Below are 15,490 nucleotides of genomic sequence, written 5' to 3'. Positions count from 1 at the left end.
CCGCTGTTGATGTGCACACCTCCATTGTCATCGAGCGTCGTCACATAGTCGCTCATTTGCGCCGGCTGGCCGGGCCCGTTCGGGCCCCCAGCACGGCGCCTCCGAGCGTGGGGTCGATGCAATCACGCAGGACCGTGCCGGCACCGCGCCATCCGTCGCCCAGCGTCCAGGTCCAGCCGCTGAGGGGATTGGGTTCGCCCGGGTACCAGTTCTTGATGAAGATGCCAAAGATGTCGCTGAAGGACTCGTTGAGGGCGCCGCTCTGACCGTGGTAGATCAGGTTGGCCGTCGTCTCGGTGACGCCATGTGCCAGCTCAGGAGCGTCGGGGCAGGTCAGCGTGACAGGGCCTGCGCGAGGCTGGGGGAGGCGCTCTTGCGCAGTACCTCCACGGCGGCGGTGGCCTGGGTGAGATCGGGCACTACGCCTTCGGCTGAGGCAGCCGCGATGGCCGGTTCGCCGGTTTCTGTGTCCTGATCCAGGAGGCCGGCGTCGATCAACTGCTGAAGTAGCGCTGGGCGGTCGAAGAGCAGGGCGGACAGTTCGCTCCCATAACGCGCGGCTAGGCTTTCAGGAGAGTCGGCTGGTGCGGCCGCTGGCGCGGCGGCCGGGGTGACTCCGGCGGGGCCGCCTCTGAATATCCACCCCAAGCCCTTGAAGAGGGCGGCGATAGCCTTGCTGGAAAGCGTGTGTTCTTTGACCGTCCAGCCGGTGAGAGCGGACTTTGCGGGCAGGTTGGCTTTGAGAAGCTTCTCGGCATCGAGAATGCCGGATCCCCCGAGCCGCACATTCCAGCGATCCGGGCGGTTGAACGCGACGGTCCGGAGTAAATGGGCGAAGGCGAGCGGCACGTACTTGGCCTGGCCGCCATAGTGGGCTGCAATGGCGGCGCGGCCGCCGTGATGCGCCAGCCAGCAGGCGGCGATGCCGGCGGTGGCTGGGGCCGCATAGGAGGTGCCTGATTCCGGCCCAGATGAGCCCTTGGCTACCAATCGCCAAACGCTTTCGCCGGGGGCTGTGATATTTACCTCAGGACCCCGGGAAGAACCGCTCCAAAGCTGCTTCATGCAATTTGAACCCGCTACGGCGATCACCTCATCATAAGCAGCGGGCCACACGACAATGGGGGTGATATTGTTGGAGCCGATTATATTACCTGCGGCTGTGCAAAAGATGACGCCATCATTGACGGCGCGCTGAATGAGGCGACGCATGTCTTGGGTGCGCGGTTCGGGGCAGCCCATGCTCATGGTGATGACGTCGCAACCCGCTGCGATGGCGCGACGCAGGCCTTCCGTGATCCGGTCGGGGTTGAAGTTCACCACCGTGGGACTGATGCGGAACGGCACCACGCTGACATTGGGAGCCGTGCCTCGCACCGTTCCGCTTCGGCAAAGAAGGATGGAGAGCGTGCCGGTGCCGTGACCATCATTGGCCTTGAACTGCGTGCGCAGGAAGTCATCGATGCCCGAGTCCATGGGGTCCAGCGGACGATTGCCCACCACCTTGTGCTTGGGATCGTAGACATTGGCCCCATCTTTGAGAAGAATCCGGGGATCACTCAGTGGTAGGTCTTTGTGGTCCGTCAGGCCGGTGTCCAAGTGACCGACTTTGACTCCAGTTCCCTTCTCTTTGCCTGCGGTGCTGAGGGCCCAGGCCGCCGGCACGTTTAGAGCATTAGTGTCGGTGCTCCAGGTGGGGGGTGAAGAGCAGGACAAGTGCTTCTTTCCGCCGAAGCTGGACACGGCGACGGCATCCGGCATCGCCCCACCAATCTCCACCGGGGCGGGCACCCAGTTGACTGTCGGCTCCGCCAAGCTGACGGCGGCGTGGTCTTCGAGCTTGTGGGCCAACTCCCAGGCCTGTGGGAGGGAAAGGATTTCGCTGGGGTGCTCGATGCGGAAGGTGAGGCCCCCTGGCTCGGTGGGCGTTGCCTTCCAGCCTGCGCCTAGGACTTGGGTCACAGCGACATCCATGGCGATCGGATCACTCGTCTCGCCGTCCGCGAGAAGACTGGTTACCGAATTGCCAGGGGCAAAGTTCTCGAGCGTGGCCAGCTCCGTTTCTGTGAGCCCTAGCGGAGCGAGGGGATCTACCGCCACTCCGGCGGGCGCGGGGGCGGGCGCGCCGATCACCGTATCCAGCACCTCGCCGATGACCCGCAGCCGCAAAGGACGCGGAATGGCGCGCGCCGCGGGGAACTCATTGACGAGCTCTAGATCCGCCTGGCGGAGGACTTCGGCGCGATTGGCCGGATCACTGAGAGTGTTGGCCGGGATGTTGAGCAAAGGCTGCTTTAGGATTAAGCGGACGGGGCCGAAAATGCGGTCTGCAAGGGAGGACATGGTACGTGAGAGGGAGAAGTTTTGGGTCGGGAAGTGGTGGGAGAAGGCTGGTTCAGCGGGATCGGGGAAGCTCCGTTACGGTGACGATCAGATGGCCGTGGTTGTTGCCATAGGTTGGTAGGGCCTTTTTTCCTTTCCGGCGGGGATTGCGGAAACGGTTTTCCCCCTCGGTGTAGACCCCGCCGGGCCAATCGTTGCAGAACAGGTAGAGAACCTTGCTGCTGGGGGCCTTAAATTCGCGGCCCTTTCCGATGACTAAAGCGTTCGGCTGTGAGTCATCCATTCCCGCGGTGGCAATCAAGGTGAGAAAGCTGGCACGCCGACAGGGGACGCTTCCATCGCACAGTACCCGGAGATGCTTGGTCTTACCCGGGCTCAGATAGCGAAACGGGTTCAACCGGCCGGGTGATCTTACTCCCCAGTCAAAGAACCGCCCCAGCACGCCCTTGGAGCCATCGGCAGTGCATGAAAAAACGGAGTCCCTGTAATCCGGGGACTCTTGGGCTGAGATCCGGTAGGTCCTGCCCTCCTTGAGCTGGATGCCGGTGTCCACCCACGGGGCCGTGCTTGGCACCTCAAAAGGGGCACCTAGCGAGGCCTGTTTCTGGCGGACAATCGGCAGCTCCTCGGCGGGGAGAGGCAGCACAGATGATTGAACGATGACTCCGACCAGTAGAGCTCGCAGGGAGGGGAAATTCGGACAGGGGAATCTACATAGTTTTTCCATGATGGAGTATGAAGCTACGTGGATCAACCGTGTGAGGGCAAGAGGTATTTGGAGAATATTTTATCACATGCAATGTTGTTTTAGGTTGAAGGTTTATGTTGACTCATGAACCCCTGGTTCGGGGCATAGGGCCAGCCCTCTGATTCAAACCCCGTGCGGGGGATGCGGAAGCTGTTCGTCGGAGGCCCCGGCTCCCGGCCCGCTTTCGCTCCTCCCCCGTCTTTTACCTGCCAGATTGGCCATGGTGCCGACGTTACCCTCTGGCTGACTGTTTCTGTGCCCATGCCCCGTTTCTTGCTCCCTGCGCTGCCCCTTTCCGCCCTTCTCCTTGCTGCTCCGGCGTCCTGTACGCTGGCTGCCTCCGCCGTGGCGGTGCCGCCACCGAACGCCGTCCAGGCTATGATTGAAAACCGCTGCACGGACTGTCACGACGCGGAAACCAAGAAGGGAAGCCTGGACCTCACCGCGCTTGCCTTCGATCTCAAGAACCCGAAGGCCTATGCCCGCTGGGTGAAGGTCTTTGACCGTGTGGAGGCCGGGGAAATGCCGCCGAAGGGGAAGGCCCAGCCGGACGAGGCGGCACTGAAGGGGTTCCTGGGGCAACTCGGCTCGAAGCTGATCGAGTCTGACTCTCAACGTGCTGTGACCGACGGGCGGGCCACGGTGCGCCGGATGAACCGGTACGAATACGAAAACACCGTACGGGATCTGCTTAAGGCTCCCTGGTTGCAGATCAAAGACAAGCTGCCGGAGGACGGTGAGGCGAACCGTTTCAACAAGGTGGGGGACGCGCTGGATGTCTCTCATGTGCAGATGGCCCGCTACCTGACCGCGGCCGACTATGCGCTGCGCGAGGTGATGGCGGATCAGCAATCACGTCCGTCGTCCAAGCCAGTGCGCTACTACGCCCGCTCAGAGCCTTCGATGGTGAAGAAGATGTTCTTTAGCGAGTTCAATCGCAGCCCGGTGCGGGCCACGTTCCCCATTCTGGGATACACGGCGCAACCGGAAGTGCGGGCTGGCAAAGCGCCCGCCACGGCGGGTGAGAAAGACGCTGCTATTCGGGATCAGGAGGCCATTGGTGTGGTGGCGAGCAGTTATGAGCCAATCGAGCTGCGGTTCAACACGTTCAAGGCACCCCGTTCCGGCCGGTACAAGCTGCGGTTCAATGCGTATGCGGTGTGGGTGGGGCCGGGGGCTGAGAAAGCCTGGTGGCAGCCGAATCTGGATGTTGTTTCCAAGGGCCGCCGTTCTGAGCCAGTTACGATCTACAGCGAGACACCTCCCCGATTGCTGAGGCTGCTGGGCAGCTTTGATGTCGGGGTGGAGCCCACGGTGCGGGAGATCGACACCTATCTCCTCAAGGGCGAAACCATCCGCTGGGATGCCGTGCGGCTCTTCCGCTCACGCCCCCCGGCACCCCGAAATCCGCTGGCGGAAAAGGACGGGCAACCGGGTGTGGCCTTCAAGTGGATGGAGGTGGAGGGGCCGCTGCTGCAAAGCTGGCCGGATGCCGGACACAAGGTGCTCTTTGAAAACCTGCCCGCGACACGGAAGGACGCGAAGTCTCCCATTACGGTGGAGTCAAAAGATCCACAGGATGCGGAGCGCCTGCTGCGTCGTTTCCTCGATCGCGCCTACCGTCAGCCCTGCGACGAGGAGGACGTGAAAATCTTCCTGGGGATCATTCAAAAAGCCCGGGGCGAAGGTCTCGATTTTGCCAATGCGATGCTTGCCGGGTACACGGCCGTCTTGTGCTCCCCCAAGTTCTTCTGCCTGGAGGAAAAGCCCGGGAAGCTGGACCAGAGTGCGCTGGCCTCACGGCTGGCTTATTTCCTCTGGAACTCAGCTCCGGATGAGGCGCTCCTCAAGGCAGATCTCAGTGACCCCAAGGTGCTGCATCAGCAGACCGACCGCCTGTTGAACAATCCCAAGTCCCGGCAGTTCGTGGATGCGTTCCTCAACTACTGGCTGGATTTGCGCAAGATGGGGGCCACTTCGCCAGATGCGGAACTCTATCCAGACTACTACCTGGATGACCTGCTCATTGAGTCCGCCATGCTGGAGACGCAGCTGTTCTTTGCCGAAATGCTGAAGAGCAATCTGCCGGCCAGGACCGTGATCGACTCTGATTTTGCCATGCTGAATGAGCGCCTCGCCCAGCACTATGGCCTGCCACCTGTGCAGGGCGTAGCCGTGCGCAAAGTGGCGTTGCCCAAGGGAAGCGTGCGCGGTGGATTGATGACCCAGGCGAGCGTTCTCTCCGTCACTGCCAACGGCACCACCACCTCCCCCGTCGTTCGCGGAGTGTGGATCATGGAGCGCATCGTGGGCAAGGTGCCACCGCCGCCGCCGCCCAGCGTTCCGGCGATTGAGCCTGACACACGCGGAGCTCACACGATCCGTGAGCAACTCGAGAAGCATCGCGCTCAGCAGTCCTGTGCGCTCTGTCATACGAAGATCGACCCGGCAGGGTTTGCCCTGGAGAACTTCGACGTCATGGGTGGGTGGCGTGAACAGTATCGTGCCATGGGAGAGGGAACGTCGCCTCCCGGTTATGGGAAAAACGGCCAGCGTTTTGCCTTTCACGCCGCACAAAATGTGGATGCCAGCGGGGAGTTGCCCAATGGCGGCGGAGCCTTCAAGGACATCCGCGGACTGAAGGATCTGCTGGTGAAAGATGAGACCCAGATCGCCCGCAATCTGACCTCCCAGCTCATCACTTATAGCACCGGTGCCCCGGTGAGGTTTGGTGACCGCGCCGTGGTGGAACAGATCTTGCAAGGCACTGCCGCTGACGGCTACCGGTTGCGCTCCCTCATTCACGCCCTGGTGGGCACAGACCTCTTCCAGTCCAAGTAACCCTTTCGCGAGAAGATCATGAAACCCTCTGTCTTTGTCTCCACCCAGCGCAGCGTGTCCCGTCGCCAGTTCCTCCGTACCTCCGGAGTGGGGCTGGCCCTGCCGCTGCTGGATGCCATGGTGCCCGCGTTTTCACGGGCGGCGGCGGCCATTGCCACGCCACCCCGGCGCATGCTGGGCATCTGCAACAACCTGGGGCTGCTGCCGGAGAAGTTCTTCCCCGCTTTGAACTCCACCGGAGCGGGATACACGCTCTCGCCTTATCTGGAAGAACTCAAGGCGCACCAGAATGACTTCACCGTCTTCAACGGCGTGTCGCACCCCGATGTGGACGGCGGCCACCCGGCAGACAATTGTTTCCTCACTGCCGCCCCGCATCCAGGAAGCGGTGGATTTCGCAACACCATCTCGGTGGATCAGTATGCGGCAGAGCGTCTGGGCCACCTCACGCGATTTCCATCTCTGACGCTGGGGGTCAATGTCTCCCAGGGTGTGCGAAGCCTTTCGTGGACGGGAACCGGAGTGCTGATCCCTTGCGAGGAGCATGCTGCCGATGTGTACCGCAGGCTGTTTCTAAAGGGTTCTCCCAAAGAGGTGCGTGAACAGGAAAGAAAGCTGTCTCTGGGCCAGAGCATCATGGATGCAGTGGCGGGTCAGGCCAAGAGCCTGCAGCGGGATCTGGGCGCTCATGATCGGGAGCGTCTTGACCAGTACTTCACGGGAGTGCGCGATCTGGAGAAGCGGCTGGAGAAGTCCCGGGAATGGGAGAAGAAACCCAAGCCTGTGGTGAAGGAAAAGCAGCCGGTGGATCCTGACAGTCCGGCAGAGTACATGGAAAAGGTGCGGCTCATGTATGACATGGCGGCCCTGGCGTTTGAGACAGACAGCACCCGCCTCATCACCCTCATGCTGGACAGCGTGAACTCACCGACCCTCGACATTGAGGGGACTCACATCACAGACGGCTATCACAGCCTCTCCCACCACGGGAAGTCTGAGAAGAAGCTTGTGCAGCTGGAAGCGATCGATCGTGAGCACATGCGTCATCTCAGTGCCTTGTTCACGCGGCTCAAAGGAACGGGGGAACAGGGAGCCAACCTGCTCGACCAGTCCATGATCCTTTACGGGAGCAACCTGGGCAACGCCAGCACCCACGTGACGACGAACCTGCCCGTGCTCTTTGCCGGCGGCGGCTTCAAACACGGCCAGCATCTCGTGTACGACCGGGACAACAACTACCCGCTGCCCAATCTGTTCGTTTCCATGCTGCAACGCATGGGGCTGGAGGAAGGGTCGTTTGCGAGCAGCACGGGGACGATGAAGGGGCTGGAGATGGTGTAGGGTTATGGGTTATGGTATTGCGAGTTGTCTTATGAACCCTCCGGGTTCGAGGCAAGGGTGGTTTGGTAGTGGTTCGTAGTTCAATCCCGCATGCGGGATTGCTCAGTTCGCGGAAGACACCCTGAGGCAAACTGAAGTTTGAACTACGAACAGATTCCTGCCGACAGAGTCCTCAGAAGCTTCCCCCGAAATAGATTTCCGCTGCCACCTCCCCCAGTTCCACCCTCACTTTGGCCGCGACTCGATCCACTTCATCCACGCCTCTGCATCGGTGCCAAAGGACTCGCCCGTCAGGTTGATCAGCTCCGCGGCGATGAGGCGGTGCAATCCGTCGTTGTTCATATAGTTGTTTTCGACGCGGCCGAAATCCATGCGCAGCAGACTTGCCAGAGCCCGCAGGGCCTCTTCATTGCCGACGGAGGCAATGGCCGCGAAGCTGTGCTTGAGCGCACCGCATGTCGCCAGATCATCTTCTTGTGGCAGCGCCCCGTCCTTCACCGTGGCCAGGAAATCGAGCAGCGGCTTGATGATCCGCGGATCCTTCGTGCCCCGGAGTGCGAACAGGATGCCCGACTTCTTCTCCCACTTAGGATCGGCCAGCAGGCGAAGCAGCTCCGCAGCAGGCTCTGGTCCGCGCCGGATGAGCTGCGGCCGCAGCGTCTGCTCGGCTTCGGGCAACAGATCGGGCAGCAGCCGTTCGAGGCTCTTCAACTGGGTCACCGTCAGATCATCTCTTGCCCAACCAATGCTGGACAGAGCTTCAATGCCGGGCTTCCCCAGATCCAAAATGCTCTCGGTGTCGCCTTCCTGAAGAAGCCGGGAAACCAGCGGTATCAAGACATACCATTCCTCCCGTCTGAGGAGGTTGGCCCAGTCTTGAAACACTGCGGGGGCGAGAGGAGAAGGATCTTTGCACAGAGCCTCAATGACGGTGGACTGGGAGTTCGCCCCATCGAAATTCGCACTTTCCGTATCCAAGGGCGTCATGGAGAACTTCACCAAGGCCTGGCGAAGCCGTGCCGAGGGCATGATGGGCAGCCAGCGCAGCGCGGGGGAATAAAACAAAACCGCCGATGCCGGGGTCAAGAGGCGCTCCTCGGCGGGATCGCTGGAAAGGGCCCAGCCACTGACCAGCTTCTTCTGGTCCTGGCTCATCAGATTCAGGAAGATATCCTCTGCCCAGGCCACGTCCGGCTTCGCGGACTTGTCCGTCACAGGCGGGAAGGGGAAGGTGAACAGGCAGTACACCGCATCAGGGAAAAGGGGATAGGCGGGATCCGCGACGGCCTGTCTGAGCACCTGTCGTCCCCGTTCATCGTTGCGTGCGGCCAGCAGGCTTGCATAGAGCAGCTTGAGCGTGGGATCGATCCCGGGCGCCTCCATCTGCGCAGCCAGGAAGGCCGTCCTCTTCGCGGAGCCATCCCGTTGCAGAAATTCGATCACATCATCGTTGTGAGCGCGCATCAGCATGGCCCTGGTCTCGCCTCCCAGATAGCCGTTGAAGACCGCGCGTACGGCCTCCAGCACAGGCAGACCATCACGCATGGGAACAGGCTTGCCGGAGATCCAGTGGCTGCTCCATCCGCCACCCTCGGGGTCGAGCTGTTCTACCCTCGCACCAAGCACGGTGTACTGGGGCACGAGGTCGCGGTCCACCTTGGTGGTGATTTGATCCAGAGCGGGTCGCAACTGGCGGACGAGCCGACCCGTGACCCGGGCACTCCCGCCATGGTGGTCTGAGTTGAACGTGAGCACACGGCCCTCTGCCGAGGTGAGGCAGATGCGCTCTTCATCCCCCTTGCATTGGAACCACCAGACGCCGTTCATGCTTCGCAGGCCCCCGGTGAGCACCACCTCCTGGCCGATCCTCTCAGCGAGCGAGGCGGCATGCCACTGGGCGTTTTGCCACTGCCATCCGGTGCCGGTGGGGTGCAACCGTCCCCGGACGACCACCTCCTTGTTGAGCAGGTCGGGTGGCCATTGAGAGAGCCCGTCGATGGCTGCCTGTTCCTCCTGGCACTTGAGCTTGCCACCCGCCACCGCGGTGCCGGTCATTTCGCAATCCCGGTCCGAAAAGTCTTTGAACCGCTGCGGGACCGCGGGAATGCGTTGAAACTCCGTGACATTGAAGCCGATGTTCAGCAGTGGGCCCGCCTTGAGGCATCGCCCCCAGTGCCCCTTGACCGAGATCCAGTCCCCCTTCTTGAGCTTCTTGCTCTCGCCTTCATCCGGGCTGCCGATGAGGTGAAAGCAAAGTTCATCGGAGTTGCCCCTGCCGTTGATACGCACAGCGCTCATCGCCACCTTGGCGGAGCTGCGGTAGGGGCTGGTATTGACGATGAAACCTTCGACCACCATTTCGTCCTTGGTCGAGAACGCCACCCCGTCGATGCGGAGGGAGTCAAAGGTGTTGGACGTTTCCGCAGGGCTGCGGGTGGGCACGCCCGGCCAGAACGACATGGCCACGATGGCAAAAAACCAGCAGCGCACGGCAGGATGAATTCCGTCGATCATGGCATGGAATCATGCGGATCGGGAGAGTTTCTGGCAAGCGGCAAATGGGAGGAGGAGAGGAGTCGCCGCGATCCGGCGTCCCTCCGGGACGCGAGGTGAGGGGGCGTCGAAATCCGGTGGTTGTCACCACCGGCTAAAGTCCAGCGTCCCTCCGGGACGGAAACCAAATGGCACGAAACGCGTGGCAGCATGGTAGCGCAGATTGTTAATCTGCTGTGCCGCCGATTGGCAATCGGCCCGGTTCGCCGGAGCAAGAAGCCTTTATCCTCACAAAGGCACAAAGGGTTGAGATGCTCGCATGCTCTTACAGGAAGTGATGCAGAGGTTGGGATCCGTAGAGAGTGCAGCCTACATTCAGGGATGGCAGCACCAAGCTGTCTGTTGAAGATAATGATGCCGACATGGAACCCTCCGGGTTCGATGCAATGACGCAATCGCGCTCCGCGGTTTTATGTTTCCTGGCCTCCAGAACGGCGTGCCGTGATATTCTTGGGGTTGAAGGAAACGGCAATGCCATCAGCCCTTTGACTCCAGTCATAAGCCGAACCTTCAGTCTGCGCAGGCCTCGCTACCGCTGATCGACTACGCCAATCTGAAGTTTGCACAATCCCCCCGAACACCCTTCCGCCTTCCATTAGTGTCATATCAGTGTCCATGAGTGGTTCGTTTGTTTCTCCTTATCCGCAGCTGAAGTAAGCGTCTGTGAGCGTCCGTTAGCGGTTCCAAATCCTTCCGCTCCCCCAACAAAAAAGCGGGAGACGGCCAACGCCATCTCCCGCTCTCAATTAACAATCAATCAGTCAGGCATTGCCTGCCACCCAAATCACCCAATCACCTCAGGCCACTCGGTGTGGAAGAACTCGCCTTCGGGCTTGTCCAGGCGCTCATAGGTGTGAGCACCGAAGAAGTCACGCTGGGCCTGGAGCAGGTTCGCCGGCAGACGCTCGGCGCGGTAGCTGTCGTAGTAGCCCAGAGAGGCGGAGAAGGCCGGAGCGGGGATGCCGTTCAGGGTGGCGAGGGACACCACTTCGCGCCAGTTTTGCTGGGTCTCGCTGAGCACGCCCTTGAAGAACGGGTCGAGCATCAGGTTCACCAGGCTGGCGTTGGTGCGGTAGGCGTCCGTGATGCGGTTGAGGAAACGAGCACGGATGATGCAACCACCCCGCCAGATGGCGGCGATGCGGCCGAGGTCGAGGCCCCAGCTCTTCTTCTCGCCCATGGTCTTGATGAGGTCCAGACCCTGTGCGTAGGAGATGATTTTGGAGGCGTAGAGGGCGTCGTGCACCTTCTTCACCAGCTCAGCCTTGTCGGTCGTGATGTTGGCAGTCGGGCCGGTCAGCTCTTTGCTGGCTGCCACACGCTGCTTCTTCTGGCTGGAGAGGATGCGGGCCTCCACAGCGGCGTTGATGGTGCTGATCACCACCGCGTTTTCCGCGGCGTTGAGGAGCGTCCACTGGCCGGTGCCTTTCTGGCCGGCCTTGTCCACGATGAGCTCGACGACGGACTTGCCGGTCTCGGCGTCCACCTGCTCGAGGGCCTTGCCGGTGATCTGGATGAGGTAGCTCTGGAGGTCGCCTTCGTTCCACTCGTTGAAGATTGCAGCGATCTCTGCGGTCGTGAAACCAGCGTGCTTGAAGATGTTGTAGGCTTCGCAGATGAGCTGCATGTCGCCGTACTCGATGCCGTTGTGGATCATCTTCACATAGTGGCCGGCGCCGCCGGGGCCGATGTGGATGACGCAGGGCTCACCGTCCACCTTGGCGGAGATGCTTTCAAAGATGGGCTTCATCACCTCCCAGGTGCTGGCAGGGCCGCCGGGCATGATGGAGGGGCCTTTGCGGGCGCCTTCTTCACCGCCGGAAACGCCGGCGCCGATGAAGCGGAGGCCTTTTTCGCTGAGGTAAGCGTCGCGGCGCTCGGTGGTCTGGTAGAAGCTGTTGCCGCCGTCGATGACGATGTCGCCCTTGTCCAGGAGGGGGATGAGCTGCTCGATCACCGCGTCCACAGCGTCACGGTCGCTGTCCTTCACCGCGGTGGACTTCACCATGATCTGGATCTTCCGGGGAGTGGCCAGGCTCTGCACGAACTCTTCCAGAGTCTTCGCGCCCACCAGTTTCTTGCCCGGATGCTTGGCGATGAACTCGTCGGTGACGGAGCCGGTACGGTTGAAAACAGAAACCTGGAAGCCGCGGCTTTCCACATTCAGGACAAGGTTCTGGCCCATCACGGCAAGGCCGATGAGTCCGAAATCGCTTTTTGACATGGTAGGGTGTAGGTGGTTGGCGGTGTGTTGAGACGCCCGACGCCCGGAATTGGGCGGGGAGGGAGTTAACCTCCCTGAGGCAAATCGCAAACGGGAAATTATTCATGGGGACCATGAGCCACCCCGGGGAGAAGACGGGATTTGTCCCCGGTTGCCGTGACCCCCACGGGAGCGGGGTGAGGGCACTTGAACTTGATGTTTCGCCGGGGTGTCGGAATGGTCACGTGTCCATGTCCGCCCTGCCGTCACCGTTTGAGTACCAGTTGATTGCCGATCCCATCCTGCCCGCCCCGGCCGTCTTTGCGGCAGAGGAGGGGGCGGAGGTGCAGTTCCTCGGCACCGTCCGTGGCCAGGAGGAGGGGCGTCCGATCTCTGGCATCGACTACAGCGTGTACCGCCCCATGGCGGAAAAGGAGCTGGAGCGCCTCTGCCAGCGCGGTCAAGCCGAGCAGCCGCCCCACCGCGTCTTCATCCAGCACCGCCTGGGCTTCGTGGCCGATCGGGAGCCCAGCATCCTCATCCGCGTGTGGACCAAGCACAGCGCGGAGGCTTTCGACATCTGCCGCTGGTACCTCAAGGAGATCAAGACCACGGTGCCGATCTGGAAGAAGCCGGTGTAAAGCTTCAAACTTCAAACTTCAAATCTCAAGCCTCAACACAAAGTTCGGCTCACGACCCCAGACCTCAGGGCATTGAAGGTTGAAGTTTGAATTTTGAGATTTGAAGTTTTTTTACCCTCCTCTCCCGGCCCGGTTTGAGCTAAAGTAAGGCCTTCAGAGGTGCGGGCGGAACGGTCCGCAGAGCTCCATGAGTGCTGACGACGCAGACGAGATCCACCTGTACCCACCGGGCGGGGATACGCCGCGCTTCATCCTCCTGCCAGACGGGTGCAAGGACTTGACCGAGGTGTACACGGCCCAGGAGGTGCTCGGCCCTCTCCTGTCTCCCACTGGCGCAGCCCTGTTGCCGCAGAAGGCCGTCGTGCTACCAGATCCTCCGACGGTGGACTCCCTGGCGCTCGTGCTGCAAGTGGCTCCGTATGATGTGGTCATCGCCCTGCTGGGCATGAAGATCTTTGCCAAGGTGGACTCCGTGCTTTCGTTCGAGACCGCCACCGCGGTGTGCAGGGAGTTTGGATTTGTGGCGTTGCGGGCGGCTTGACGCCCTCACAAGGCGCTCACCGGGCGTATCTTGGGAAATATCTTCTCTCACCGAATCGTGGTTTGACACAGGGATGTCACCGCGGCTAACAAGCCGCGTCCTCTCCGGCCCCCATCCGCCGCGCCTGCCAGTATCATCGACTCCATGAACCTCCCCAACCAGCTCACCGTCCTTCGCCTCATCCTTACGGCGGTGTTTGTGGTGCTGTTCCATCTGCCGCTGGGCAACCGTATTTCCATCGCCCTGCTGGTCTTTGCCCTCGCATCGATCACGGACTACCTCGATGGCCACCTCGCCCGCAGCCGGAATCTGGTGACGAACTTCGGCAAGCTCATGGATCCGCTGGCGGACAAGATCCTCATGACGGCCGCGCTCATCATGCTGGCCACTCCCGAGGTGCCGCTGCCCAATGGCAAGATCGCCCTGGAGGTCTGGATCGTGATCGCCATCCTCGCTCGCGAGTTCTTCGTCACCGGCATCCGCCAGATCGCCTCCAATGCCGGAGTCGTCCTCGCGGCGGAGAAGCTGGGCAAGCACAAGATGGTCTGGCAGATCATCACCGTCTGCTACTTCCTCCTCTACGCCGCCACGGCAGAGCCCATGTTCCGCTGGCTGGCCCCGGCCTTCTCCTGGGTCCCGTTTTCCCCCGCCGTCTTCGGCCTCATCTGCATCATCATGATGGCTGGCCTCACCATCGTGTCGGGCTTCAGCTACTTCTGGAAGAACCGGCGGCTGTTTGGAGATGCGTGAAAGGCAAAACTTCAAAATTCAAACATCAAACTTCAATGGGGAGTCGGAATTCGCCGCTCCTACGCGTCGCACCTCTGGTAGCTCACGTTGAAGTTTGGCATTTGAATTTTGAAGTTTAAAGAAGCATGCGCCGTCGCGCATATATTTTTGTGAAAGTGAAAAATCTTTCAGAAGGGCGGTCGTTTCTGGCAAGCTTTGAAAACGCGACGGCGTTTTACCCCATTGCCTGCCATGAAAACCTTCTCCTCCACCGCCTTCACGCTGTGTGCCTTTGCGGGCATGCTCGCCTCCTTCCAACCCAACGCCCAGGCCAATGACTGGCCGACCTTCCGCGGTGCCGACCGGAAGGACATTTCCAAAGAAACCGGCCTGCTGAAATCCTGGCCTGCCGAGGGGCCGAAGCGGGTCTGGACCTTTGAAGGGGCCGGGCTTGGCTACTCCGGGTTCGCCGTTGTGGGAGGCACGCTCTACACCTTGGGGGCCAAGGAGTTCGAGGAACATCTCATCGCCGTGGATGCCGCCACCGGGAAGGAGAAATGGACCGTCAGCGTCGGCCCGCTTTTGACCAACGGCTGGGGCGATGGCCCGCGCAGCTCGCCCACTGTGGACGGTGATCGCGTCTATGCCCTGGGCGGCAAGGGCGATCTCGCTTGTGTCAGTGCCAAGGACGGCAAGGTGATCTGGAAGGCCAGCCTGACCGATGCCGGTGGCAAGGTGCCCGGCTGGGGTTATTGCGAAAGCCCGCTGGTGGATGGCAATCAGGTGGTCGTCACCCCCGGTGGGAACAAGGGGGCCGTGCTCGCCCTCGACAAGCTGACCGGCAAGCAGGTCTGGCAGTCCGCGGAGTGGACGGACGGCGCCCAGTACGCCTCCCTCGTGCCGATCGAGTTCAACGGCGTGCGCCAGTATGTGCAGCTCACCATGCAGAACTTTGCTGGCATCAGCGCCAAGGACGGCTCGCTGCTCTGGAAGGTCGCCTTCCCCGGGAAGACGGCCGTGATTCCTACGCCAATCTACGATGCAGGGCAGGTCTATGTGGCCGCCGGCTATGGCGTCGGTTGCAAGTCCGTGAAGCTCGGCAGTGGCGAGCCCGAGTTCCTGTATGAGAACACCAACATGGTGAACCACCACGGCGGCGTCATCCTGGTGGGCGACTACCTCTACGGCCACTCCGACAAAGGTGGCTGGACCTGCCAGAACTTCAAGACCGGCGAGGTCCAGTGGGCCGAGCGCGGCAAGCTGGGCAAAGGTGCCATCCATTGCGCAGATGGCATGCTCTACCTCCTGGAGGAAAACTCCGGCAACGTGGTGCTCATCGAAGCCTCCCCGAACGGGTGGAATGAGAAAGGCCGCTTCCAGCTCGGACCCCAGACCTCCCAGCGCAACCCCAAGGGCAAGATCTGGACCCATCCCGTCGTCAGCGGTGGCAAGCTCTACCTGCGCGATCAGGAGCTGATCCATTGCTATGATGTGAAGGGATAAGGGAAGAGGGCCAAGGGATAAGCATGACAAGTGAGCGGGGGAGGGCG

Annotated in this window: 10 protein-coding genes and 1 pseudogene; 6 read left to right on the top strand and 5 right to left on the bottom strand. The window is 61.3% G+C overall.

Translation table 11 applies throughout. The annotated features are described in order from the left end of the window. Positions 1 to 52: 52 nt before the first annotated feature. The 3 genes and pseudogenes from BV034_RS35235 to BV034_RS27640 all read right to left on the bottom strand — a co-directional run. Positions 53 to 316 (bottom strand): annotated as a pseudogene (locus BV034_RS35235) (M4 family metallopeptidase); the annotation flags it as partial. 17 nt (positions 317 to 333) lie between these two features. Further along, on the bottom strand, positions 334 to 2,343 hold the full coding sequence (locus BV034_RS27645) for a S8/S53 family peptidase (RefSeq protein WP_050030189.1): 2,010 nt from the start codon (positions 2,341 to 2,343) through the stop codon (positions 334 to 336). A gap of 52 nt (positions 2,344 to 2,395) precedes the next feature. Beyond that, positions 2,396 to 2,896 (bottom strand): hypothetical protein, encoded by a 501-nt coding sequence (locus BV034_RS27640; protein ID WP_265593544.1) that lies wholly within the window; start codon positions 2,894 to 2,896, stop codon positions 2,396 to 2,398. Between the two features lie 456 nt (positions 2,897 to 3,352). Between BV034_RS27640 and BV034_RS27635 the strand changes: the two genes are divergently transcribed. Together BV034_RS27635 and BV034_RS27630 are read left to right on the top strand one after the other, a co-directional pair. Next, on the top strand, positions 3,353 to 5,932 hold the full coding sequence (locus BV034_RS27635) for a DUF1588 domain-containing protein (protein WP_050030191.1): 2,580 nt from the start codon (positions 3,353 to 3,355) through the stop codon (positions 5,930 to 5,932). Between the two features lie 18 nt (positions 5,933 to 5,950). After that, positions 5,951 to 7,273, top strand: coding sequence for a DUF1552 domain-containing protein (locus BV034_RS27630; protein WP_050030187.1), 1,323 nt, complete (start codon positions 5,951 to 5,953; stop codon positions 7,271 to 7,273). A 225-nt stretch (positions 7,274 to 7,498) separates the two neighbouring features. On the opposite strand, the gene BV034_RS27625 is transcribed toward BV034_RS27630, so the two are convergent. Beyond that, positions 7,499 to 9,787, bottom strand: coding sequence for a hypothetical protein (locus tag BV034_RS27625; RefSeq protein ID WP_050030186.1), 2,289 nt, complete (start codon positions 9,785 to 9,787; stop codon positions 7,499 to 7,501). An 823-nt stretch (positions 9,788 to 10,610) separates the two neighbouring features. Then, positions 10,611 to 12,050 (bottom strand): decarboxylating NADP(+)-dependent phosphogluconate dehydrogenase, encoded by a 1,440-nt coding sequence (gnd, locus tag BV034_RS27620; RefSeq protein WP_050030185.1) that lies wholly within the window; start codon positions 12,048 to 12,050, stop codon positions 10,611 to 10,613. 230 nt (positions 12,051 to 12,280) lie between these two features. Here gnd and BV034_RS27615 point away from each other — a divergent pair, with 230 nt between their 5' ends. From BV034_RS27615 to BV034_RS27600, 4 genes are all read left to right on the top strand, one after another. After that, complete coding sequence (locus BV034_RS27615; protein WP_050030184.1) at positions 12,281 to 12,670, top strand: molybdenum cofactor biosynthesis protein MoaE; 390 nt, start codon at positions 12,281 to 12,283, stop codon at positions 12,668 to 12,670. A 187-nt stretch (positions 12,671 to 12,857) separates the two neighbouring features. Next, the gene (locus BV034_RS27610; protein ID WP_050030183.1) at positions 12,858 to 13,211 is read left to right on the top strand and encodes a hypothetical protein; all 354 of its coding nucleotides are present in this window, start codon (positions 12,858 to 12,860) and stop codon (positions 13,209 to 13,211) included. 144 nt (positions 13,212 to 13,355) lie between these two features. Further along, positions 13,356 to 13,961, top strand: coding sequence for a CDP-diacylglycerol--glycerol-3-phosphate 3-phosphatidyltransferase (pgsA, locus tag BV034_RS27605; protein WP_050030182.1), 606 nt, complete (start codon positions 13,356 to 13,358; stop codon positions 13,959 to 13,961). A gap of 231 nt (positions 13,962 to 14,192) precedes the next feature. Then, entirely contained in the window at positions 14,193 to 15,443 is a 1,251-nt protein-coding gene (locus tag BV034_RS27600) for a PQQ-binding-like beta-propeller repeat protein (RefSeq protein WP_050030181.1), read from the top strand. Positions 15,444 to 15,490: the final 47 nt, after the last annotated feature.

The sequence above is a fragment of the Verrucomicrobium sp. BvORR034 genome (assembly GCF_000739635.1).
In the GTDB taxonomy this organism is placed as follows: domain Bacteria; phylum Verrucomicrobiota; class Verrucomicrobiia; order Verrucomicrobiales; family Verrucomicrobiaceae; genus Verrucomicrobium.
This window is presented reverse-complemented; position numbering and strand designations above follow the sequence as displayed.